22 protein-coding genes are annotated in these 20896 nt (G+C 64.8%); 15 read left to right on the top strand and 7 right to left on the bottom strand.

The features are described 5' to 3' along the window. Window positions 1-47: 47 nt before the first annotated feature. The 4 genes from AC1RPL_RS01580 to AC1RPL_RS01565 are packed head-to-tail and all read left to right on the top strand — an operon-like array spanning window position 48 to window position 1280. Window positions 48-350: a phage holin family protein gene (locus AC1RPL_RS01580; RefSeq protein ID WP_493067502.1), complete on the top strand. Its 303-nt coding sequence runs from the start codon at window positions 48-50 to the stop codon at window positions 348-350. Continuing rightward, a complete protein-coding gene (locus tag AC1RPL_RS01575; protein ID WP_493067501.1) occupies window positions 347-682 on the top strand; it encodes a DUF3618 domain-containing protein in 336 nt (111 codons plus the stop codon). The genes AC1RPL_RS01580 and AC1RPL_RS01575 overlap by 4 nt, the downstream gene beginning before the upstream one ends. Further along, window positions 679-1002 carry a hypothetical protein gene (locus AC1RPL_RS01570; protein ID WP_493067500.1) on the top strand — a complete coding sequence of 108 codons (324 nt, stop codon included), beginning with the start codon at window positions 679-681 and terminating at the stop codon, window positions 1000-1002. The genes AC1RPL_RS01575 and AC1RPL_RS01570 overlap by 4 nt, the downstream gene beginning before the upstream one ends. A gap of 59 nt (window positions 1003-1061) precedes the next feature. After that, a complete protein-coding gene (locus AC1RPL_RS01565; protein WP_493067499.1) occupies window positions 1062-1280 on the top strand; it encodes a DUF4170 domain-containing protein in 219 nt (72 codons plus the stop codon). Between the two features lie 11 nt (window positions 1281-1291). Here the strand turns inward: AC1RPL_RS01565 and AC1RPL_RS01560 are convergent, their stop codons facing one another. The 5 genes from AC1RPL_RS01560 to carA form a co-directional block, all read right to left on the bottom strand. Further along, entirely contained in the window at window positions 1292-1927 is a 636-nt protein-coding gene (locus AC1RPL_RS01560; RefSeq protein WP_493067498.1) for a rhomboid family intramembrane serine protease, read from the bottom strand. Then, entirely contained in the window at window positions 1927-2403 is a 477-nt protein-coding gene (gene greA / locus AC1RPL_RS01555; RefSeq protein WP_493067497.1) for a transcription elongation factor GreA, read from the bottom strand. Before greA ends, AC1RPL_RS01560 begins: the two co-directional genes overlap by 1 nt. Window positions 2404-2603: 200 nt before the next feature. Then, window positions 2604-5933 carry a carbamoyl-phosphate synthase large subunit gene (carB, locus tag AC1RPL_RS01550; protein ID WP_493067496.1) on the bottom strand — a complete coding sequence of 1110 codons (3330 nt, stop codon included), beginning with the start codon at window positions 5931-5933 and terminating at the stop codon, window positions 2604-2606. 7 nt (window positions 5934-5940) lie between these two features. Beyond that, a complete protein-coding gene (locus AC1RPL_RS01545; protein ID WP_493067495.1) occupies window positions 5941-6306 on the bottom strand; it encodes a hypothetical protein in 366 nt (121 codons plus the stop codon). Continuing rightward, window positions 6299-7465 (bottom strand): glutamine-hydrolyzing carbamoyl-phosphate synthase small subunit, encoded by a 1167-nt coding sequence (carA, locus tag AC1RPL_RS01540; protein ID WP_493067494.1) that lies wholly within the window; start codon window positions 7463-7465, stop codon window positions 6299-6301. Before carA ends, AC1RPL_RS01545 begins: the two co-directional genes overlap by 8 nt. A 125-nt stretch (window positions 7466-7590) precedes the next feature. Here carA and AC1RPL_RS01535 point away from each other — a divergent pair, with 125 nt between their 5' ends. The 11 genes from AC1RPL_RS01535 to AC1RPL_RS01485 all read left to right on the top strand — a co-directional run bounded on the left by AC1RPL_RS01535 (window position 7591) and on the right by AC1RPL_RS01485 (window position 19153). Next, the gene (locus AC1RPL_RS01535) at window positions 7591-8043 is read left to right on the top strand and encodes a GatB/YqeY domain-containing protein (RefSeq protein ID WP_493067493.1); all 453 of its coding nucleotides are present in this window, start codon (window positions 7591-7593) and stop codon (window positions 8041-8043) included. A 51-nt stretch (window positions 8044-8094) separates the two neighbouring features. Further along, entirely contained in the window at window positions 8095-8565 is a 471-nt protein-coding gene (locus AC1RPL_RS01530) for an endonuclease domain-containing protein (RefSeq protein WP_493067492.1), read from the top strand. Then, window positions 8562-10442, top strand: coding sequence for a DNA primase (gene dnaG, locus AC1RPL_RS01525; RefSeq protein ID WP_493067491.1), 1881 nt, complete (start codon window positions 8562-8564; stop codon window positions 10440-10442). Before AC1RPL_RS01530 ends, dnaG begins: the two co-directional genes overlap by 4 nt. Window positions 10443-10484: 42 nt before the next feature. Further along, window positions 10485-12521, top strand: a complete 2037-nt coding sequence (gene rpoD, locus AC1RPL_RS01520) for an RNA polymerase sigma factor RpoD (RefSeq protein ID WP_493067490.1) — start codon at window positions 10485-10487, stop codon at window positions 12519-12521. Window positions 12522-12766: 245 nt separating this feature from the next. Continuing rightward, window positions 12767-13084: a hypothetical protein gene (locus tag AC1RPL_RS01515; protein ID WP_493067489.1), complete on the top strand. Its 318-nt coding sequence runs from the start codon at window positions 12767-12769 to the stop codon at window positions 13082-13084. Between the two features lie 350 nt (window positions 13085-13434). After that, entirely contained in the window at window positions 13435-14049 is a 615-nt protein-coding gene (locus AC1RPL_RS01510; RefSeq protein WP_493067488.1) for a DUF6975 family protein, read from the top strand. A 38-nt stretch (window positions 14050-14087) separates the two neighbouring features. Beyond that, window positions 14088-14936 carry an AAA family ATPase gene (locus AC1RPL_RS01505; protein ID WP_493067487.1) on the top strand — a complete coding sequence of 283 codons (849 nt, stop codon included), beginning with the start codon at window positions 14088-14090 and terminating at the stop codon, window positions 14934-14936. Next, complete coding sequence (locus AC1RPL_RS01500) at window positions 14936-15355, top strand: GFA family protein (protein ID WP_493067486.1); 420 nt, start codon at window positions 14936-14938, stop codon at window positions 15353-15355. The genes AC1RPL_RS01505 and AC1RPL_RS01500 overlap by 1 nt, the downstream gene beginning before the upstream one ends. 578 nt (window positions 15356-15933) lie before the next feature. Next, window positions 15934-16515, top strand: coding sequence for a CHAP domain-containing protein (locus AC1RPL_RS01495; protein WP_493067485.1), 582 nt, complete (start codon window positions 15934-15936; stop codon window positions 16513-16515). Window positions 16516-16552: 37 nt separating this feature from the next. Next, window positions 16553-17965 carry a hypothetical protein gene (locus tag AC1RPL_RS01490; protein ID WP_493067484.1) on the top strand — a complete coding sequence of 471 codons (1413 nt, stop codon included), beginning with the start codon at window positions 16553-16555 and terminating at the stop codon, window positions 17963-17965. Window positions 17966-17974: 9 nt separating this feature from the next. After that, window positions 17975-19153: a vWA domain-containing protein gene (locus AC1RPL_RS01485; protein WP_493067483.1), complete on the top strand. Its 1179-nt coding sequence runs from the start codon at window positions 17975-17977 to the stop codon at window positions 19151-19153. Here AC1RPL_RS01485 and AC1RPL_RS01480 read toward each other — a convergent pair. Together AC1RPL_RS01480 and AC1RPL_RS01475 are read right to left on the bottom strand one after the other, a co-directional pair. Further along, entirely contained in the window at window positions 19150-20031 is an 882-nt protein-coding gene (locus AC1RPL_RS01480) for a hypothetical protein (protein WP_493067482.1), read from the bottom strand. The genes AC1RPL_RS01485 and AC1RPL_RS01480 overlap by 4 nt on opposite strands. Beyond that, window positions 20018-20896 (bottom strand): hypothetical protein, encoded by an 879-nt coding sequence (locus AC1RPL_RS01475; protein ID WP_493067481.1) that lies wholly within the window; start codon window positions 20894-20896, stop codon window positions 20018-20020. The genes AC1RPL_RS01480 and AC1RPL_RS01475 overlap by 14 nt, the downstream gene beginning before the upstream one ends.

Raw genomic sequence — 20896 nt, 5'->3', positions numbered from 1 at the left:
CAAGGGGGGTGGACGCGCCGCAGCCTGACGAAAAGAGCGTCGGCGAGTTGCTTCAGCAACTGGTCGAGGACGGCAAGGGCTATGCCGAGGCCGAGATCGGCTATTATCGCACCCTGGTGCGGTCGAAACTGCGCGACGCGCGGGCGATGCTGTGGATGGGCGCGGTCGCGCTCGTCCTGGCCCAGGCCGCGGCGGTCGCCCTCGTCGTCGGGCTGGTGCTCACCCTCTCCCCGCTAGTGGGCCCGGGCTTTGCCACCCTTATCGTGGTATTCGCGTTCCTGTCGGTTGCAGGACTGATGGGCTGGCTCGCCTGGACGCACGTAAAGCGTATCTACAAGGAAAAGCCGTGACCGAGAATCCGCACGACATCGACGCCGCCAGGGCGGAGATCGAAGCGGCTAAGGCGCGGCTGTTCGGCACGCTGGGCCGGGTGCAGGAGCGGCTCAGCCCCTCCAATCTGGCACAGGATGCGGTGGAGAGTGCTGCCCACGGCGTTGCCACCGTCGCGCGCAAGGGCGCCGAGGCGGTGCGCAGCCGCCCGCTCGCCGCCGCCGGCATCGTCGCTACGGTCGGCCTCGTAATGGCACGAGGGTGGATCGGCGACATTCTCGGCAAACGGCATGAAACTCGCGACCCGGCCACGGGTTTGAAGAGCAAAGACAAGAAAGGATCCTCGAGATGAGCACCAATCCCGCAAACAGCCAGAAGACCGGGCAAAGCGAGAGCTTGACCGAGAACCCCTATGTGCTGGTCGGCGGCGGCATCGCGCTGGGCGTGCTGATCGGCATGCTGATCCCGCGCAGCCAGAAGGAACGCGAACTGCTCCAGGGAACCGGCAAGCAGCTCGCCGACAAGGTGACCGGCACCGTCCAGGCCGTGAAGGATGCGGGCAAGGCGGAGATCGACGCACTGCTCCCGAGCAAGGCGGCGGCACAGGACCGGGTCGGCGCACTGTTCGGCAATCTCGTCGAAGCGGCGAAGGGTGCGACGCAAAAGGCTTGAGGCAGGCCGCCTGCCCTGTCTAAGGCCTCTATAAACAAGAAAACGTTTTCGGAGGCCCAATGAGCAAGCTGCACCTCGTCTTCGGCGGTCGCGTGACCGACCCGATGACGCTCGATTTCGTCGATCCGACCAAGCTCGACGTCGTCGGTATCTATCCCGATTATGCCAGTGCCGAGAATGCCTGGCGCGGCGCTGCCCAGCGCACCGTGGACGATGCCGAGATGCGTTACGTGGTGGTGCACCTGCACCGGCTGCTCGAGCCCGATCTGGAGGCCTGAGGCCTCGGGCCTCAAGCCTTGCGCCAGTTCCATGCGAATAATGGCCGGGCCAAAGCGAGCCCGGCCAGGAAGCCGCCGATATGCGCGGCCGCGGCGATGCCGATATTCTGCGCCTGGAATGCCAGTCCGGTCAGCAGGTTGATTGCCACCCACGCGGCGGCAAGCCAGGCGACGTGCACCACGCGCGCCGGGATCGGCCCGATCGCCTTGGCGCGCGACTTGCCATAGAGCAACGAATAGGCGCCGACGATCGCGGATGCCGCTCCGCTCGCACCGATCATCGGCGTCAGCGATTGCGGGCCCGCCAGCCACTGCGCGCCCGCGGCGGCATAGGCGCCGACCAGATAGAGGATCAGCACGCCCCAGGGACCGATCGCCTTCTCGGTCTCGCGCCCGGTATAGACGAGCATGATCAGGTTCATGCCGAGATGGAACAGGCCGGCATGAAGCAAGGCGGCGCTGAGCGGCGTCAGCAGCGCCGGGACCATGGTCAACCCCTCGGTATCGACCATGCCGGTCAACCGTGCCGGAATGAAGCCCCCGAGCACGGCGGCTTCGAACTCACGGTGCGTGAACAGCACGAACAGGCTGACCAGCGTGGTGACCAGCGCGATCCAGCCGGTCGCCGAAACCCGGCGCAAATCCATCAGATGAATTCGATTTTGGACACCAGATAGTAGCGGTCGCCGGCGGGCACCGAGACCTCGACCTCTTCGTCCACCTTGCGGCCGATCAGCGCGCGGCCGATCGGCGAGTTGTACGAGATGCGGCCCTTGCTGGCATCGGCCTCGGTTTCGCCGACGATCTGGTACTTGAGCGGCTTGTCGTCCTCGTCGAGCAACGTCACCGTTGCGCCGAACACGACCTTGTCGCCCGAAAGCTCGCGCGGATCGATGATCTGGGCGCGGCTGAGCTTGCCCTCGATATCAGCGATCGTCGCCTCGTTCTGGCCCTGCTGCTCCTTGGCGGCGTGATATTCGGCATTTTCCGAAAGATCGCCGTGCGCACGGGCTTCCTCGATGGCGTCCACGATCAGGGGCCGCTCGATTTTGAGGCGCTTCAGCTCCGCGGTCAGCTTCTCATAGCCTTCCTGCAGCATCGGCATCTTGTCGACCGTCGCCATCCACCAAGTCCTTCAAAAACGCCCCGTCCCACAAGCGGCCCCGGGGGGACGCCCGCACATGGATACTGATAAGGGAAGATCAATTGTGCGAATGCGAATAATAGGACTCTCGCCCGCGCTCCGCAAGGCTAGGAAAGCTTTGCAGAGCGCGTAGACGTAATATTAGTCCCCAATCCGGCGCTTGCAGGGAAATGACGGCATCAACCGCGCGAGGCGTAGAAGTCCTGCAGAGGCCGCACCTCCAGGCCGTGCTTCGACAGCGCCTCGATCGCCCGTGCCGCCGCGACGCTTGCCTGCGCCGTGGTGAAATAGGGGATCTTGAGGTTGAGTGCCGAGCGGCGGATGTCCGACGAGTCCTTGAGCGACTGCCAGCCTTCGGTGGTGTTGAAGATCAGCGCGATATCGCCGTCCAGGATGCGATCGACGATGTGCGGACGTCCCTGCGCCACCTTGTTGACGCGCTCCACCTTGATGCCTTCGTCAGAAAGGTAATCGGCAGTGCCGCCGGTCGCGACGATGGTGAAGCCCAGCTCGGCAAGCAGGCGGACGCCCGGCAGCACCACCGGCTTGTCGGTATCCTTGACGCTGACGAACATACGGCCCGTGCTGGGCAGCACCGTCCCTGCCCCCAGCTGCGCCTTGGCGAAGCTGGTCGCGAAGTCCATGTCGATGCCCATCACTTCGCCGGTCGACTTCATCTCGGGGCTAAGCACCGGATCGACGCCGGGGAACTTGTTGAACGGGAACACCGCTTCCTTGACCGCGATATAATCGATGTTGCGATCGATCTTGGGCAGGTTGGCCAGCTTCTCGCCCGCCATCACCCGGCTCGCGATCTTGGCGACGGGGATGCCGATCGCCTTGGCGACGAAGGGCACGGTGCGCGAGGCGCGCGGATTGACCTCGATCAGGTAGACCTCGCCGTCCTTCACCGCGAACTGGATGTTCATCAGGCCCTTGACCGTCAGGGCACGCGCCAGCGCCTCGGTCTGGCGCTCGATCTCGGCGATGATCCCGGGCGCCAGGCTGTAGGGCGGGATCGAGCAGGCGCTGTCGCCCGAATGGACGCCGGCTTCCTCGATATGCTGGAGCACGCCGGCGACGACCACATCGGTGCCGTCGGCGATCGCGTCCACGTCCACTTCGACGGCGTCGCGCAGATACTGGTCGATCAGCACCGGCGAGTCGCCAGAGACCTGCACCGCGGTTTGGATGTAGTCGTCGAGCTGCTGGGTCGAGTCGACGATCTCCATCGCGCGGCCGCCCAGCACATAGCTGGGGCGCATCAGCACGGGATAGCCGATCCGCTCGGCGATCTTCACGGCCTCGTCGCGGGTGCGGGCCAGGCCGTTGGCCGGCTGCTTGAGGCCCAGCTTCTCGACCAGGTCGGCGAAGCGTTCGCGGTCCTCGGCCAGGTCGATGGCATCGGGGCTGGTGCCGAGGATCGGGATACCGGCATCTTCCAGCGCCTTGGCGAGGTTGAGCGGGGTCTGGCCGCCGAACTGGACGATCACGCCGACCAGCTCGCCCTTCTGCTGCTCGACGTGCAGGATCTCCAGTACATCCTCGGCGGTCAGCGGCTCGAAATAGAGGCGGTCCGAGGTGTCATAGTCGGTGCTCACCGTCTCCGGGTTGCAGTTGACCATGATCGTCTCATAGCCCGCGTCCGCCAGCGCGAAGCAGGCGTGGCAGCAGCAATAGTCGAACTCGATGCCCTGCCCGATGCGGTTCGGCCCGCCGCCTAAGATCACGATCTTGCGGCGATCGCTTGGCATCGCTTCGTTCTCGGGCTCGCCGAAGCTAGGCGCTTCATAGGACGAGTACATGTAGGGCGTCCTGGCGTCGAACTCGGCCGCGCAGGTGTCGATGCGCTTGAACACCGGGCGCACGCCCAGCTTGTGGCGATGCGCGCGCACGTCATTCTCGGTCACGCCGCCGGTCATCGCCTTGACGACTTCGCCGATCAGCCCGGAGCTGCGCGCCATTGCATCGGTGCCTTCGCGCAGGTTCATCGACTTGAGCGCCAGGAAGGCGAGCCGCTTGTCGCTGAAGCCCATCGCCTTCAGGCGGCGCATGCCCTGCGCGTCCTGCGGCAAGCCCTGCTCCATCACCTGCGTTTCCGCCGCGATGATCTCGGCGATGCGCTCGATGAACCAGGGATCGTACTGGGCGACCGCGCAGACCTCGGCGACAGTGAAGCCCTCGCGAAGCGCCTGGGCCGCGATCAGCAGCCGGTCGGGCGAACGGATGGCCAGTGCCGCCTCGATCTCGTCGCGCCGCGCGCCGGCGAGCTTGTCGACATTGTTGAAGCCGCTGAGGCCCGTCTCCAGGCCGCGTAGCGCCTTCTGCATCGATTCGTGGATGTTGCGGCCGATCGCCATGACCTCGCCGACCGACTTCATCGCGGTGCCGAGCGTAGCCTCGGCGCCCTTGAATTTCTCGAAGGCGAAGCGGGGGATCTTGGTGACGACGTAGTCGATCGTCGGCTCGAAGCTCGCCGGCGTCGCGCCGGTAATGTCGTTGGTGATCTCGTCGAGCGTATAGCCCACCGCCAGCTTGGCCGCGACCTTTGCGATCGGGAAGCCGGTTGCCTTGGATGCCAGCGCCGAGGAACGCGAGACGCGCGGGTTCATCTCGATGACGATCAGGCGGCCGTCCTTCGGATTCACTGCGAACTGCACGTTCGAACCGCCGGTTTCCACGCCGATTTCCCGGAGTACCGCGATCGATGCATTGCGCATGATCTGGTATTCCTTGTCGGTCAGCGTCAGCGCCGGCGCGACGGTGATCGAGTCGCCGGTATGCGTGCCCATCGCATCGACATTCTCGATCGAGCAGACGATGATGGCGTTGTCGGCGCGGTCGCGCACGACTTCCATCTCATATTCCTTCCAGCCGAGGAGCGATTCCTCGATCAGCACCTCGGTCGTCGGCGACAGGTCGAGGCCCGAGCGCACGATCGCCAGGAATTCCTCGCGATTGTACGCGATGCCGCCACCCGATCCGCCCATGGTGAAGCTGGGGCGGATGATCGCCGGCAGCCCGACATGCTCCAGGCCCGCCAACGCCTCGGCTTCGCTATGCGCGATGTGGCTTCGAGCGCTTTCGAGCCCGATCTTGGTCATCGCGTCCTTGAACTTCAGCCGGTCCTCGGCCTTGTCGATCGCCTCGGCGTCCGCGCCGATCATGATGCAGCCGAACTTCTCCAGCGTGCCGTCGTTCGCCAGCGCCAGCGCGGTGTTGAGCGCGGTCTGCCCACCCATCGTCGGCAGCACCGCGTCGGGGCGCTCCTTCTCGATGATCTTGGCGACGATCGCCGGCGTGATCGGCTCGACATAGGTCGCATCGGCCAGCTCGGGATCGGTCATGATCGTCGCCGGGTTCGAATTGACCAGGACGATGCGATAGCCCTCTTCCTTGAGCGCCTTGATCGCCTGCGTGCCCGAATAGTCGAACTCGCAGGCCTGGCCGATCACGATCGGGCCAGCGCCGATGACGAGGATGGAGGAGATGTCGGTGCGTTTGGGCATCTTCTACTCAGCTAAAAATGATGGTGGCGATACCGATTAGAACCGCTGCAATGACGGCCCACATCTGCCAATTCAGAGAATTTATGAAGTTGCGGATTGGCCGCGACTTCAATCGTCGTATCTCGGTTGCACGGGCTATGCCCTTGCCAGTTATCCTGACCGCCATTCCGTCGTGAGTAGACCAATCATCAGCAAGACCGCTCTCCTGCAAATCTTGCGGCAGGATCATGATCCACGTTTCTTGGAACGCAATGTTGTGACGCTCACACAGCGGTATCAGACGCACAGCACCGAAACCGGGAGGCTCCACCTCATCAGCCAACGCAACGATGACTGCGTCGCGAAAGCTGATGTAGTCGTGGTCCTTAGCCACGCATCATCCCCACGAACCGCTCGAACAGATACAGGCTGTCCTGCGGACCCGGGCTAGCCTCGGGGTGATACTGTACGCTGAATGCCGGCCGATCGGTCAGCTCGATGCCCGCGTTGGAGCCGTCGAACAGCGACACATGCGTCTCGCGGGCGTTGTCGGGCAGCGTCTCGCGCTCCACCGCAAAGCCGTGGTTCATGCTGGTGATCTCCACCGCGCCGTCTTCCAGCCGCTTGACCGGGTGATTGGCGCCGCGATGGCCCTGGAACATCTTGGTCGTCTCGGCGCCCACCGCCAGGCCGAGCAGCTGGTGGCCCAGGCAGATGCCGAACAGCGGCTTGCCGGTCTCGAGCAGCTGGCGGATCACCGGCACGGCATATTCGCCGGTCGCGGCGGGGTCGCCCGGGCCGTTCGACAGGAAGAAGCCGTCCGGATTGAACGCCATGATCTGCTCGAAAGTCGCCGCCGCCGGCAGCACGGTCACCTTGGCGCCGGCCTGGACCAGGTTGCGGAAGATGTTGCGCTTCGAGCCATAGTCGAGCGCCACGACATGCGGGCGACGATCCTCGGCGCCTTCCTGCCCGTAGCCGAAGCCGAGCCGCCACACGCCGCCTTCCCAGCCGAAATGCGTCTCGGTGGTCACCGTGATCGCCAGGTCCATGCCCTCCAGGCCCGGCCAGCCGCGCGCCATCTCGAGCAGCAGTGGAATGTCGAACTTGCCCTCGGCCGAATGCGCGATCACGCCGTTGGGCGCGCCGCCCTGGCGGATGCGGCGGGTCAGCGCGCGGGTGTCGATGCCCGACAGGCCGATCCGGGCATGCTTCTTCATCCAGGCATCGAGATGCTCGGTCGAACGGAAGTTGCTCGGCTCGGTCACGTCCTCGCGCACGATCATGCCCAGCGCATGGGGATCGTCCGCCTCGATATCGTCGGGGTTGGCGCCGACATTGCCGATGTGCGGGAAAGTGAAGTTGATGATCTGACCGGCGAAGCTCGGGTCGGTCATGATCTCCTGATAGCCGGTCATCGCGGTGTGGAAGCACACTTCGCCGACGGCCTGGCCCTCTGCGCCGAAGCCGCGGCCCCAGATTACATCCCCTGACGCTAACACCAATACGCCCGTGGCTCCGGAAGGCATGGGCATGGAATTGGCTTCGGCCATTTAGGGGTGGCTCTCCATCGAGGGTGCAGCAATGTCGCTAAGTGCCGCCCGCTAGACCCCTACCCCCCTCGCGTCAACCGGTTCCCGGGTCTATTGCGGGCAATTCCCGATTCACGAGAGATGAAATGATCAGAGACGATATCAAGGCCGCCCAGATCACCGCGATGAAAGCCGGCGACAAGGAAACCCGCGGCGCGATCAGCCTGATCCAGAGCGCGATCAAGAACCGCGACATCGAGGAGCGCGTGAAGGCGCAGCCGATGGAGGACGACGCGATGGTGATCGAAGTCCTCCAGAAGATGGTCAAGCAGCGCCGCGAATCGATCGAGATGTTCGAAAAGGGCGGCCGCCAGGAGCTCGCGGACAACGAGAAGGCCGAAGTCGCCGTGATCGAGCGCTTCCTCCCCGCCCAGATGAGCGACGCCGAGACGACCGAGGCGATCGAGGCGATCAAGACCGAGCTGGGTGCCTCGGGCATGAAGGACATGGGCAAGGTCATGGCCGAGCTGAAGGCGCGCCACGCGACCACGCTCGACATGAGCAAGGCGAGCGGGCTGGTGAAGGCGGCGCTTTCGTGACTCCTCTCTTCTTCTTGCCTCCCCTCCCGCTTGCGGGAGGGGACTGAGGGGGTGGGCGCCCGCCCTCCTCAAGGGGATCCGGCGAGGAAGAACCCCAGGAATTTCCGACTGGATCGGCCGACGGAGCGCGCGCGTGAACTTCGCAATAATTCCACGGCAGCGGAAGATCTGCTGTGGTCGAAGCTGCGCAGATCGCAGCTCGGCGGGCTAAGGTTCACTCGCCAGCTTCCGGTCGCAGGTTATTTTGGCGACATCGGCTGCCGCCGCGTGAAGCTGATCGTCGAATTGGATGGCAGCCAGCATCTGGATTCGGCCCATGACATCGAGCGCGCTGGGCGCATCGAAGCGGAAGGCTATCGCATCCTCCGTTTCTGGAACAATGATCTGACTACGAACATGGACGGCGTTTTGCAGGCGATCCTCAGTGCCGCATTCCCTGGCGGAGAGCGGGCGCCCACCCCCCAGCCCCCTCCCGCAGGCGGGAGGGGGAGCAGATTGCGCAAGCCGGAGGGGGAGCTTTGAGTCTCACCCCCGCCTTCCTCGACGAACTCCGCGCCCGGACCCTGCTGTCCGGGCTGATCGCCAAGACGGTGAAGCTCCAGAAGGCGGGGCGGGAATTTCGTGCCTGCTGTCCGTTCCACAACGAGAAGACGCCGAGCTTCTACGTCAACGACGACAAGGGCTTCTATCATTGCTTCGGCTGCGGCGCGCATGGCGATGCGATCCGCTGGATGACCGACCAGCGCGGCCTGCCCTTCATCGATGCGGTGAAGGAGCTGGTCCAGGCTGCCGGGCTGGAGATGCCCGAGCAGGATCGCCGCAGCGCCGAGAAGGCCGAGCGCGCCAAGGGCCTGCACGAAGCGATGGAGGACGCGGCGAAGTTCTTCGTCGAGCGGCTCCACGGCATCGAGGGTGCCGAGGCGCGCGCGGTGCTCAAGAAGCGTGGGATCAGCGACGAGACCGCCAGGACCTTCGGCCTGGGCTTCTCCCCCGATTCGCGCGGCAAGCTCAAGGAAGCGCTCAAGAGCTACGGCGACCCGATGCTGGTCGAGGCCGGCATGCTGATCTCCGTCGAGGGCAAGGACCCCTACGACCGCTTCCGCGGCCGGCTGATGATCCCGATCCGCGACGTGCGCGGCCGGACGATTGCGTTCGGCGGCCGCATCATCGGCGACGGCGAGCCGAAATATCTCAACTCCCCCGAGACGCCGCTCTTCGACAAGGGCCGCACGCTCTACAATCTCGACCGCGCCCAAGCCGTGGCGCGCAAGTCCGGCCGGATCATCGCGGTCGAAGGCTATATGGACGTGATCGCGCTCGCCCAAGCCGGGTTCGGCGAGGCGGTGGCGCCGCTCGGCACTGCGATGACCGAGCATCAGTTGGAGCGGCTGTGGCGGATCGCCGAGGTTCCCCTGCTCTGCTTCGACGGCGATTCGGCGGGGCAGAAGGCGGCACTCAGGGCCGCGCACCGCGCGCTGCCGATGCTCCAGCCGGGGCGCAGCCTGGCCTTCGTGACGCTGACCGACGGTCTCGACCCTGACGACCTCGTCCGCACCAAGGGTTCCCAGGCGTTCGAGGCGCTGCTCAGGGCGCCCCAGCCGCTGGTCGACCTGCTTTGGCAGAGCGAAGTCGCTGCAGAGCCGCTCGACACGCCCGAGCAGCGTGCGGGGCTCAAGCGGCGCCTGATGGAGCTGGCCGACGGGATCGGCGATCCCAATGTGAAGCACGAATACATCGCGGAATTCCGCGAGCGCATCGATACGCATTTCGGCCGCGGCCCGCGCGCCTTCGAAGCCCGCACCCAGCGCGGTTCAAACGCGCCGGCGCGCGGCAAGCGCGACAAGCGTGGCAATTGGCAGCCTCCCGAGGCGATGCCGGGCGCCACGATGCGCGGCGTCCATACCAGCGGGCTCGACCCGATCCTCGCCCGCGCCGTGCTCGCCGGGCTGATCCGTCACCCGGCCGAGATCGCCCGCCATATGGAGGTGCTGGGCTCGCTGCGCGGCGCCTCCGGGGCGCTCGGCAAGCTGTTCGAAGCGGTGGTCGATGTCGCGCTCGAGGATCGGCAGCTTGATCGCGCCAAAGTGCTCACCATATTGGCGCGGTCCGGATTTGATCAGATGGCGAGCGAGTTGCTCCGGGCCGATACCCTGCCCTTCTCCTTTACCCGGCCCGAGGCCGAGGAAAAGAAGGCGCGCGAAGACCTGAACGAGGCGATCGCGGTGATGGTGGCGCGCCCTGCGGTGGACGCGGCGCTGGCAGAGGCAACGGCCGTGATGCTCGAGCGTTTCGACGATGCTGCGTTTGCTCGGCAAACGGCGTTGCTCAGGCAGCGTCAGGAGCTGGAAACGCGGCTCGCGAATCTGATGCTTGCGGACGACGAGAATTTCGAGGATTAGGGCGGCGTATAATTGCCGCCATCCAAGTTTCGAGGGTAATTGATGGCGAAGGCTAATGGCGCGGGCAGCGGCGAGGACACCACCATTGACGTGGGTGACGCACCGCTGATCGATCTGAACGAAGGTTCGATCAAGAAGCTCGTCGCGCGTGCGAAAAAGCGCGGATACATCACCGTCGATCAGCTCAACGAGATGCTGCCGCAGGACCAGATGTCCTCGGAGCAGATCGAGGACGTGATGGCGGCGCTCAACGATATGGGCGTCAACGTCGTCGAGAACGAGGAAGCCGGCGAGGACGCCGAGCCCGAGGACGACAGCCAGGACGAAGCCGAGTCGAGCGACGGCAACGACGATTCGGCCCCTGCCTTCGAGACCAAGAAGAAGGAAACCGTCGATCGTACCGACGATCCGGTGCGCATGTACCTGCGCGAGATGGGAGCCGTGGAGCTCCTGTCGCGCGAAGGCGAGATCGCGATCGCGAAGCGCATCGAGGCCGGCCGCGACACGATGATCCTCGGCCTGTGCGAATCGCCGATCACCTTCAACGCGATCATCGGCTGGTCGAACGCCCTCAACGAAGGCACGATGCAGCTGCGCGAGATCCTCGATCTCGACGCGATGCTCTCCAAGGGCCCGTCGGCCGAGCAGGTCGAGGGCGCCGAGGAAGACGATAACGGCGAGATCAGCGAGAAGACCGCCGGCACGTCCTTCAAGGAAGAGGAAGAGCCCGAGGAAGTCGCCGAGGACGAAGACGAAGATTCGATGACCGAACGCCGCACGCCGCGGCCGTCGGACGACGAGGAAGAGGACAACACGCTCAGCCTCGCGCAGATGGAGGAGACGCTCAAGCCGCAGGCGCTTGAGAAGTTCGCCAACATCACGTCGATCTACAAGAAATTCTCGAAGATGCAGCTTTCGCGCCTCGATGCGATGGCTGCCGGCGGCGAGCTCTCGGCATCGGACGAGAAGAAGTACCAGAAGCTGCGCGAGGAGCTGACGGCCGAAGTCGAATCGGTCCAGTTCCACCAGCAGAAGATCGAATATCTCGTCGACCAGCTCTACAGCTTCAACCGGCGCCTGACCGCGCTGGGCGGCCAGATGCTGCGCCTTGCCGAGCGCCACAAGGTGAGCCGCAAGGACTTCCTCGATCGCTATGTCGATCACGAGCTTGACGAGGGCTTCATCGCTTCGATCGAGAAGATCGACAAGAAGTGGGCGGCTTTCGCCGCGAACGAGGCGCCTGCGGTCGATCGTATCCGCATCGAGATCTCCGAGATCTCGCAATCGACCGGCATGGCGCTCGCCGAGTTCCGCCGCATCGTCAACATGGTGCAGAAGGGCGAGCGCGAGGCGCGTATCGCGAAGAAGGAGATGGTCGAGGCCAATCTCCGCCTCGTGATCTCGATCGCCAAGAAGTACACCAATCGCGGCCTGCAGTTCCTGGATCTCATCCAGGAGGGCAATATCGGCCTGATGAAGGCGGTCGATAAGTTCGAATATCGCCGCGGCTACAAGTTCTCGACCTACGCGACTTGGTGGATCCGCCAGGCGATCACCCGTTCGATCGCCGACCAGGCCCGCACGATCCGTATCCCGGTCCACATGATCGAGACGATCAACAAGCTGGTCCGCACCAGCCGCCAGTTCCTCCATGAGCAGGGCCGCGAGCCCACGCCCGAGGAAATGGCCGAGCGCCTGAGCATGCCGCTCGAGAAGGTGCGCAAGGTGATGAAGATCGCCAAGGAGCCGATCTCCCTCGAAACGCCGATCGGCGACGAGGAGGATTCGCACCTGGGCGACTTCATCGAGGACAAGAACGCGGTCATCCCGGTCGATGCCGCGATCCAGGCTAATCTCAAGGAAACGGTCACCCGCGTCCTTGCATCGCTCACCCCGCGTGAAGAGCGCGTGCTGCGCATGCGCTTCGGCATCGGCATGAACACCGACCACACGCTTGAGGAAGTCGGCCAGCAGTTCAGCGTCACGCGCGAGCGTATCCGCCAGATCGAAGCCAAGGCGCTGCGCAAGCTCAAGCACCCGAGTCGCTCGCGGAAGATGCGGTCGTTCCTCGACCAGTGACCTGTCGCTGACCACGGCGCATATCGAATTCGGAATGGGGAAGGCACTGCCTTCCCCATTTTCGTTTCGGGCCAGAAACAGATGCCACCGATCCGGATGAATTGATTGTCTAGTTTATACAGTATCTTACACTGCATATCTCGTGACACGTCCGAGGTTGCGGGCGCCACCGCCGCGATCCGATCTCGACCCGCCCGCACCGCACCTATAGCCTTTCCGCATATTCCATCAGCGCGAGGTTCGGCATGTCTACATTGTCTGTGCAGGTTGCCCCCTCCAATCCCGGCGAAGTCCAGGTGCGCGTCTGGGTTTGCACCGTGCCGGGGCCGAGCTTTGAATGGAGCGGCACCGCCACTTCAGGCAGCCCGATCGACGAAAGCTGGGATGATCTCGAACCTGGGCATTACGCAGTCACGATTTCCTGGAGCGAGGGCTATCAGAACATCGCCTGGGGCATTGCCGGCAACCAGATCGTCTATAACGGCAACTATCTCTATTATCAGGTCCTCGGAAACCCCGCGGACGGCAATGGCGTGTCCGCCGTCTTCGGGGTGGTGATCTGAACCGCCGCAGCTGGAGTTCGTGAACGGATCGACTGCGCCTTTCGCCTGCCGAACCGGCAATCGGACCGCAGCGAAGACCGGCCTTCGCACATCAGGAACTATCCGGGTATTTGCGGATACTATCGCGAGGCTATCGGTCTTGCTTGCCGCGCTTCCGCGTATTTCGATCGGAACGTTGCAGAAACAGCGCGCTTATCCACAGTAAATTCGCGATTTACCTTGTCTTTACGTGCTTCGGTATATCCCCGGGTTGCAAGACCTACCCGTCGGCATGGGGCCGGCAGGAGATGCGGGGGCTTATGCCGTTTGATTCCGTACAAGTTGCGCGATTGGGCGGAGCCTGGGGCTCGATGGGGCAACTCATCGCGTCCGATGGCAGTGGCAATCACCCCTATCTCCAGCGCCTCGCCCGCAATGAAGAGCCGCTGCGCGACCTCTCGGATGCGGCTCATCACATCTGCCTGCTCCACGGCCGCCATCCCGGCGTGATCGATCATGCGCTGGGCCATGCCCGGCTCGGCATCGAGCGCGACTGGCTTGAAGCCGCCGCGGACGCCTTCGTGATCGAGCGCGCCTTCCTGGTCCGCATCGTCGCCGCTGCCGGGCCGCTGCCCAGCACGCCGGGCCATGCCGAGACCGAAGCCGCCACCGCGGCGCAGCGCCACGCCATCGACATGCTCGCCCAATCGGACCGCGCCGGCTGCGCGACCGGCGCGGCGATCGCCATGGCGATGGACTGGGCCGTGATTCGCGAAACGCTCGACGCCGCCGCCGAGCGCCTGAACCTCGCCGCCCCACCCTCGCAGCTCCCGCTCGCCGAGGAGACGGTAACCGTGGTCGACACGCTGGTCCGCGAAGGCCAGCTCGAACGCGCCATGCTGTTCGGCGCGCAGCAGCTCTTCGCCCAGCATCGCGGCCTGTGGGACCTGCTCGAGGCCCGCGCCTCTGCCCGCGACAAGCTGTAGGCTTGCATCGGACCGCCACGGCCCTCTAAGCCGTGGCCATGCGTTTCGAAGGCACCCAAAGCTATGTCGCGACCGAAGACCTGAAGGTCGCGGTCAATGCCGCCGTCACTCTGCGGCGCCCCCTGCTCATCAAGGGCGAACCCGGCACCGGCAAGACCGTGCTGGCCTACGAGATCGCCAAGGCGGTGAATGCCCCGCTGATCGAGTGGAACGTCAAATCGACCACCAAGGCGCACCAGGGCCTGTACGAATATGACGCCGTCGCTCGCCTGCGCGACGGCCAACTCGGCGACGAACGCGTCCACGACATCGCCAACTATATCCGCAAGGGCAAGCTATGGGAGGCGTTCACCGCGCCGCAGCTGCCCGTTCTGCTGATCGACGAGATCGACAAGGCGGACATCGAGTTCCCCAACGACCTCCTGCAGGAGCTCGATCGCATGGAATTCCATGTCTACGAGACCCAGGAGACCGTCCGCGCCGCCGAGCGGCCGATCGTGGTTATCACCTCGAACAACGAGAAGGACCTGCCCGACGCGTTCCTGCGGCGCTGCTTCTTCCACTATATCAAGTTCCCGGACCGCGAGACGATGCAGGCGATCGTCGATGTCCACTTCCCGGACATCCAGAAGATCCTGGTCAGCAAGGCGATGGATATCTTCTACGAGATCCGCGAGGTTCCCGGCCTGAAGAAGAAGCCCAGCACCAGCGAACTGCTCGACTGGCTCAAGTTGCTCCTTCACGAAGAGATGCCGCTCGACGTGCTGCAGAACAAGGATCCGACCAAGGCGATCCCGCCACTCCACGGCGCGCTGCTCAAGAACGAGCAAGACGTGATGCTGTTCGAGCGGCTCGCCTTCATGGCCCGACGCCAGCAGGGCAAATGATGCCCTATACCGGAAGTTGCGCCTGCGGGGCGGTCACGGCCGAGATACGCGGCGAGCCGGTCGCGGTGCGCCAATGCTGGTGCCGCCAGTGCCAGCGCATCGCCGCCGGTTCCGCCACCACCAATGCGATGTTCGCCACCGACGCGCTGCTGATCACCGGCGCGCTTTCGAGCAGCAGCTATGTCGCCGAGAGCGGCAGCACGCTGACCCAGAGCTTCTGCGGCGCATGCGGCACGCCGGTGATGGGCCAGTCCTCCGCCCGGCCACAATTCCGCACCTTGCGCCTCGGCTTCCTCGCCGATGCGGGTCACCTCAAACCGCAGGTGGCAATCTGGACCGACGAGGCGCCAGCCTGGGCCCAGATCGATCCCGCGATCGAGACCTTCCCGCGCCAGCCTCCGGTCGCGCCCGGCCGCTAGGTGACGGCGCCGGCGCACTCAATCTCGCCACGCTCGGCCTCGAGGCGTCCGCAGCCGATGCGCGCCGGCCATGCCGAATATTGCCGGCTGCGTATTCTGGGTCTGCGCGCCGAAGCACTGGCCACGCTTGATGCCTTCATCCTAGAAGCGACCGTCTGGCCGCTGGCCGACAGGGTCGCGTTCGCCAGATGGCTCATCGACGCGACGAATTACAGCAGCGGGGGGCCGGACATACCCGAGCCGTTGGCCGCAACATACCCGAGCCGTTGGCCGCATTGGCCATCGATCCGGGCAACGCGTTGGCCGGAAGACTGTTCGTGCAAACCGTGCTGACGGATTATCCTATGCGCAGCACGAGCTGCCTGGGGCTATCTCGGCAACCCGATGCAAGAGATACGGATGCTTGAACTCGCTTTTGCGAGTGACGATGCCACGCGCATCGCGCTTGGCGAGATGCGCGAACTGGCGTGCCGCGCTCTGGCCGATGGCTCCGCGCGGCCGCCGAAACGCAGTTAACCAGTCTTAAACCACTCCGGGTTACGGTGTGCTTGGGGGGAACTCAGTACGAGTACCCGAGTATGCGTTTGCGTATCGCACTCCCAGTCCTGCTTGCCGCTGCGACGATTTCCGTCGCGGCGCCCGCCAGCGCGCGTTCCCTTCTCGAATATGTCGGCGAATGCGTGCCCTTTGCCCGCGCGGCTTCCGGTATCCAGATCTATGGCGATGCCTGGACCTGGTGGGGCCAGGCCGCCGGCCGCTACCAGCGTGGCCAGACGCCCAAGGTCGGTGCGGTCCTCGCCTTCTCCAAAAGCTCGAAACTTCGGCTCGGCCATGTCGCAGTGGTCAGCCGGATCGTCGAGAAGCGCGTGCTGATGATCACCCATGCCAACTGGTCCCGCCAGAATGGCGAGCGCGGCCATGCCGAGCAGGACGTGACCCTGTTCGATGTCTCGGCGCGCGGTGACTGGACGCTGGTCAAGGTCTGGTACCGTGACCGCAATGGCCTGGGCAGTTCGATCTACCCGGCGCACGGCTTCATCTACGGCACGCCGGACCGCGATGCGCCTCCGACGGTGCGCAAGGCCCGCCCTGCCCCCGAGCTCACTTCCCGCCAGCCCGACTATGTCGGCTCGCTGATCGACGCCTATGCGTCGCGTTGAGCTTGCCGCCGACTGAGCGGCAAGGCACTAACGGCACATGTCTGGGGAGGATCAGGGCGCGAATCGGCGCTGGTGGTGGGCGGTCTATGCGATCGCCCTTGCGGGCCTAGTGCTGCGCTTCGTCTGTTCGCTGGGCGATCTGTGGTTCGATGAGGCCTGGTCGGCGGCGCAGGCGCGCGATGCGCTGACCCCGATCGGCGTGTTCACCGGCATCAACCACGACAATAACCACCATATCAATTCGCTGTGGATGCAGTTCGTCGGCTTCGGCGCCTGGCCGCCGCTCGTCCGCCTGCTCTCGATCCTGAGCGGCACCGCCGCGATCCTGGTGGCCGCAAAGATCGCCGAGCCGCGCGGGCGGATCACCATGGTGGTCACCGCCCTGCTCTTCGCCGTCTCGCCGATGCTGGTGACGATGGGTTCGGAAGCACGCGGCTATGCCAGCATGTCGCTGGCGATGCTGGTCGCGATCCTGTTCATCGATCGCTGGCTTGCCGGTGACCTCGCCTATCGCCGGCCGACCACCTTTGCGCTGTGCTTCTTCCTGGGGGCCTTCTCGCAGCTTACCATGATCTTCGCCGCCATCGCCCTGGTCGGCTGGCCGTTCTTCGTGCTGTGGAAGCGAAACGGCTTCCAGGCTGCGGTGATCGAGACCTTCAAGACGTTCTTCGTGCCGGTGCTGGTGCTGATCGGCGTACTCGCCTTCGTGCTGCTCGCCGGCAAGCTCGCCGGGACCGGCTTCCGCTTCGGCCGCTACGATCCGTTCGACCTGATGATGTTCCTGAACGGCACCACGACCGCGATCGGCTACACGATCGGGATCCCGTGGAAGGACATCTGGCCGATCGTCCTGGTGCTGGTGCTGCTGGTCCTGGCGCCGCGCGCGGGCGCCTCGCGTATCGCGCTGTACCGGCTCGCGATATTCGGCTTCCCCTTCATGCTCGCGGTGCTGCACGCCGGCAATGTCGGCCATGCCCGCTATTACATGCCCGCGCTGGTGCCGATGCTGCTGATGCTGGGCGAGATGATCGGATATGGGCTCAGCCAGACCGACTGGAAGCGAATCGTCGTCGGCATCGGCCTGGCGGTGATACTCGCCGGAAGCCTGTGGTGCGGTTATGTGCTCGCCACCGACCAGCGCGGCGATCCGGGCGGCCCGGTACGCGAGATGATGGCGCGGGCACCGCAGCGCACCAAGATGCTGCTCGACCGCGACACCGGCCAGGCGGCAACCGACGTCGCCGCCGCGCGCCGCCGCTACAAGCTCGAGGTCATATTGGGCCGCTGCGATCCACAGGCGCGCTTCCTGCTGGTCGACCGTTTCCTGGGCGAGCCCTTCCCGCAGAATGTCGATCGCTGCGGCATGCATTTCGTGCCCATTGCCGAGCATCGGATGCACAGCCTGTCGGGAACCAACTGGAACCTGTACGAACGGCGGCCCCAGCCCTAGGACGAGCGCATGTTCCTGTCCTTCCTCGACGAGCTGCGCGCCGCGGGCATTCCCGCGAGCCTGAAGGAGCATCTGATCCTGCTCGAGGCGCTCGACCGCGACGTGATCGAGCACACGCCCGAGGCCTTCTACTATCTCGCCCGCGCAACCTTCGTGAAGGACGAGGGGCTGCTCGACAAATTCGACCAGGTCTTCGCCAAGGTCTTCAAGGGCATCGCCACCAGCTATGGCGTTGCGCCTGCCGACATCCCCGAGGAATGGCTGCGCGCGATCGCGGAGAAGTATCTCAGCGCCGAGGAGATGGCGAAGATCGAGTCGCTGGGCAGCTGGGACGAGATCATGGAGACGCTCAAGAAGCGGCTCGAGGAACAGCATGAGCGCCACCAGGGCGGCAGCAAGTGGATAGGCACTGGCGGCACCTCCCCCTTCGGCAATGGCGGCTACAACCCCGAAGGCGTTCGCATCGGCGGCGAGAGCAGGCACAAGCGCGCGCTGAAGGTGTGGGAGGGCCGCGAGTTCCGCAACCTCGACAGCACCAGGGAGCTCGGCACTCGCAACATCAAGGTGGCACTACGCCGCCTGCGCCGTTTCGCCCGCGAAGGCGCCGCCGACGAACTCGACATCGATGCGACGATCGACGGCACCGCCAGGCAGGGCTGGCTGGACGTGCGGATGCGACCCGAGCGGCACAACGCGGTGAAGCTGCTGCTCTTCCTCGACGTGGGCGGATCGATGGACCCGTTCATCAAGCTGTGCGAGGAGCTGTTCTCGGCCGCTACAGCCGAGTTCAAGAACCTGGAGTTCTTCTATTTCCACAACTGCCTGTACGAAGGCGTGTGGAAGGACAATCGGCGACGCTTCCAGGAGCGCACCCCGACCTGGGACATCCTCCACAAATACGGCCACGACTATAAGCTGATCTTCATCGGCGATGCCTCGATGAGCGCATACGAGATCACGCATCCCGGCGGATCGGTCGAGCATTTCAACGAGGAGCCCGGTGCGGTGTGGATGCAGCGCGCGCTGGGTACCTATCCCGCGTCGGTGTGGATCAACCCGATCCCGCGCGAGCAATGGGGCTATACCCAGTCGGTGCGGATCATCCGCGAGCTGATGAACGACCGGATGTACCCGCTCAGCCTGGCCGGGCTCGACGAGGCGATGCGCGAGCTCAGCCGCAAGCGTTAGTTGGCGCCTGCCCGCTCCCGGGAATCCCTCACGATCTCGCGCGAGATCGTGTTCGCCTGCGACATCGCCTTGCCCATCGGCCGCGCCTTGTAGAGCCCTTCGAGGAAGCTCCTGTCGAGGCTGGTCATCTCGGGCGGCGGGGTGCCGTCCGGATCGAACAGCGTGAGGATCGTGTCAGCCGGGGTGCCTTCGCGCGGCGGGCGGGCGCCGGCCATGGTGCGCATCGCGATATAGTCGGCGAACTGGTTGAGCGACTTGCCGAGCATCGCCTTGGCATCGACGACCATGGTCGATTGATAGACGACCTGCTGCGTCTGATATTCTATCATCGAGGCGCCGCGGACCTGGAGCATCGGCGCGCTCGATCCCTCCAGACCGCCGGTATGCGCGACGTTGCCGTCCTCGTTGCGGACCTCGACGGCGTTCCACACATGCACGGGGCCCTCGCGCATCGCCCGGCGCACGTCGCCGGCGCTCAGCCCGTGGAAGAGCCCGCTGACGTCCTTGCGCATCTGCCTGACCAGCGCATCGGCATCGGCCGCGACGATCACCAACAGGTTGACCTGGCATTTGCCCTCGGTGCCGGTCTCGATACCCGCCTGTCCTGCGGCGGCACGAATACGGCGCTCGACGATGCCGGCATAGGGTTGCGGCAGGCCCATCACCGCGGGGCAGACCGGATCGGCGAAGCGGGCGAGCTGTCCCTCGACGCCGGTCATCACTTGGGCAACGAAATGGCGGGCCTGTTTCGGCGGGACGCCCTTCTGCCCCTCGACGACGATGTTCGACTCGTCCTGCACCTTCTGGGCAAAAGCGGCCTGCGTGAGACCAACCGACGCCAGGGCGAGGCCGATCAGGACGGCCTTAGTGCTTGTCATCCGGATTACCTTTGGAATTCTTGACGATCCGCCGCGCGATCTCGCCCGACTGCTTGATCGAATTGACGTCGTTGCGGCTGGCATAGAGGCCCTGCAGGAAGCCCTGGTCGAGCGCGGTCAGCTCAGGATCGGTGAAGGTCGAATCCTTGTCGAACAGCGTGATGATCGAATCGACATTGGCCCCGTCCCTGGGCGGGCGGGCACCGGCGAGGGTGCGCATCGCGACATAGTCGGCGATCTGCACCACCGACTTGCCGACCACCGCCTTGTCGTCGATCACCACGATCGACTTCACCGTCACCTGCGTCGTGGGCATGGTGATGCGCGAGGCGCTGATCACGTTGATATATTTGGTGCCGTCATCGTCGCTGTCCGCCTGGTTGCCGACCTCGTCGCGCACCTCGATCGTGCTCCAGGCATGCACCGGACCTTCCCGAAGTGCCTTGCGGAGTTTTATCATATCGAGGTTGCCGAAAAAGCCCGGGAAGCGCTTGCGCAATACCACGACGAACTCGTCCGCGTCATGCGCGACCATCAGAGCGATATTGGGCCGGCAGCCCGCCTCGCCGACCTTCGCGCCGGCATCGAGCGCCACTGCGCGCAGCCGGGCCTCGATCGCCTTGGCGGCATCGGGACCCAGGCCGGCTACGATCGGGCAGATCGGTTCGGCGAAGCGGGCCAGCTGGCCGTCCACGCTCGAACCGATCTGGCGGACGAAGCGCTTCGCCGTCTTGGGCGGCACTTCCTTGGCGCCGACCACGACGATGTCGGCGTCGCTCTGCGCCGGCTTGTCCTGCGGCTTCTTGTCCTGGGCGAAAGCCGGGGTGGCGATCAGGACCAGTGCGAGGATCAGCGCGGTGCGCAT

The sequence above is a fragment of the Sphingomonas sp. GW821-FHT12D09 genome (assembly GCF_058807215.1).
This window is presented reverse-complemented; position numbering and strand designations above follow the sequence as displayed.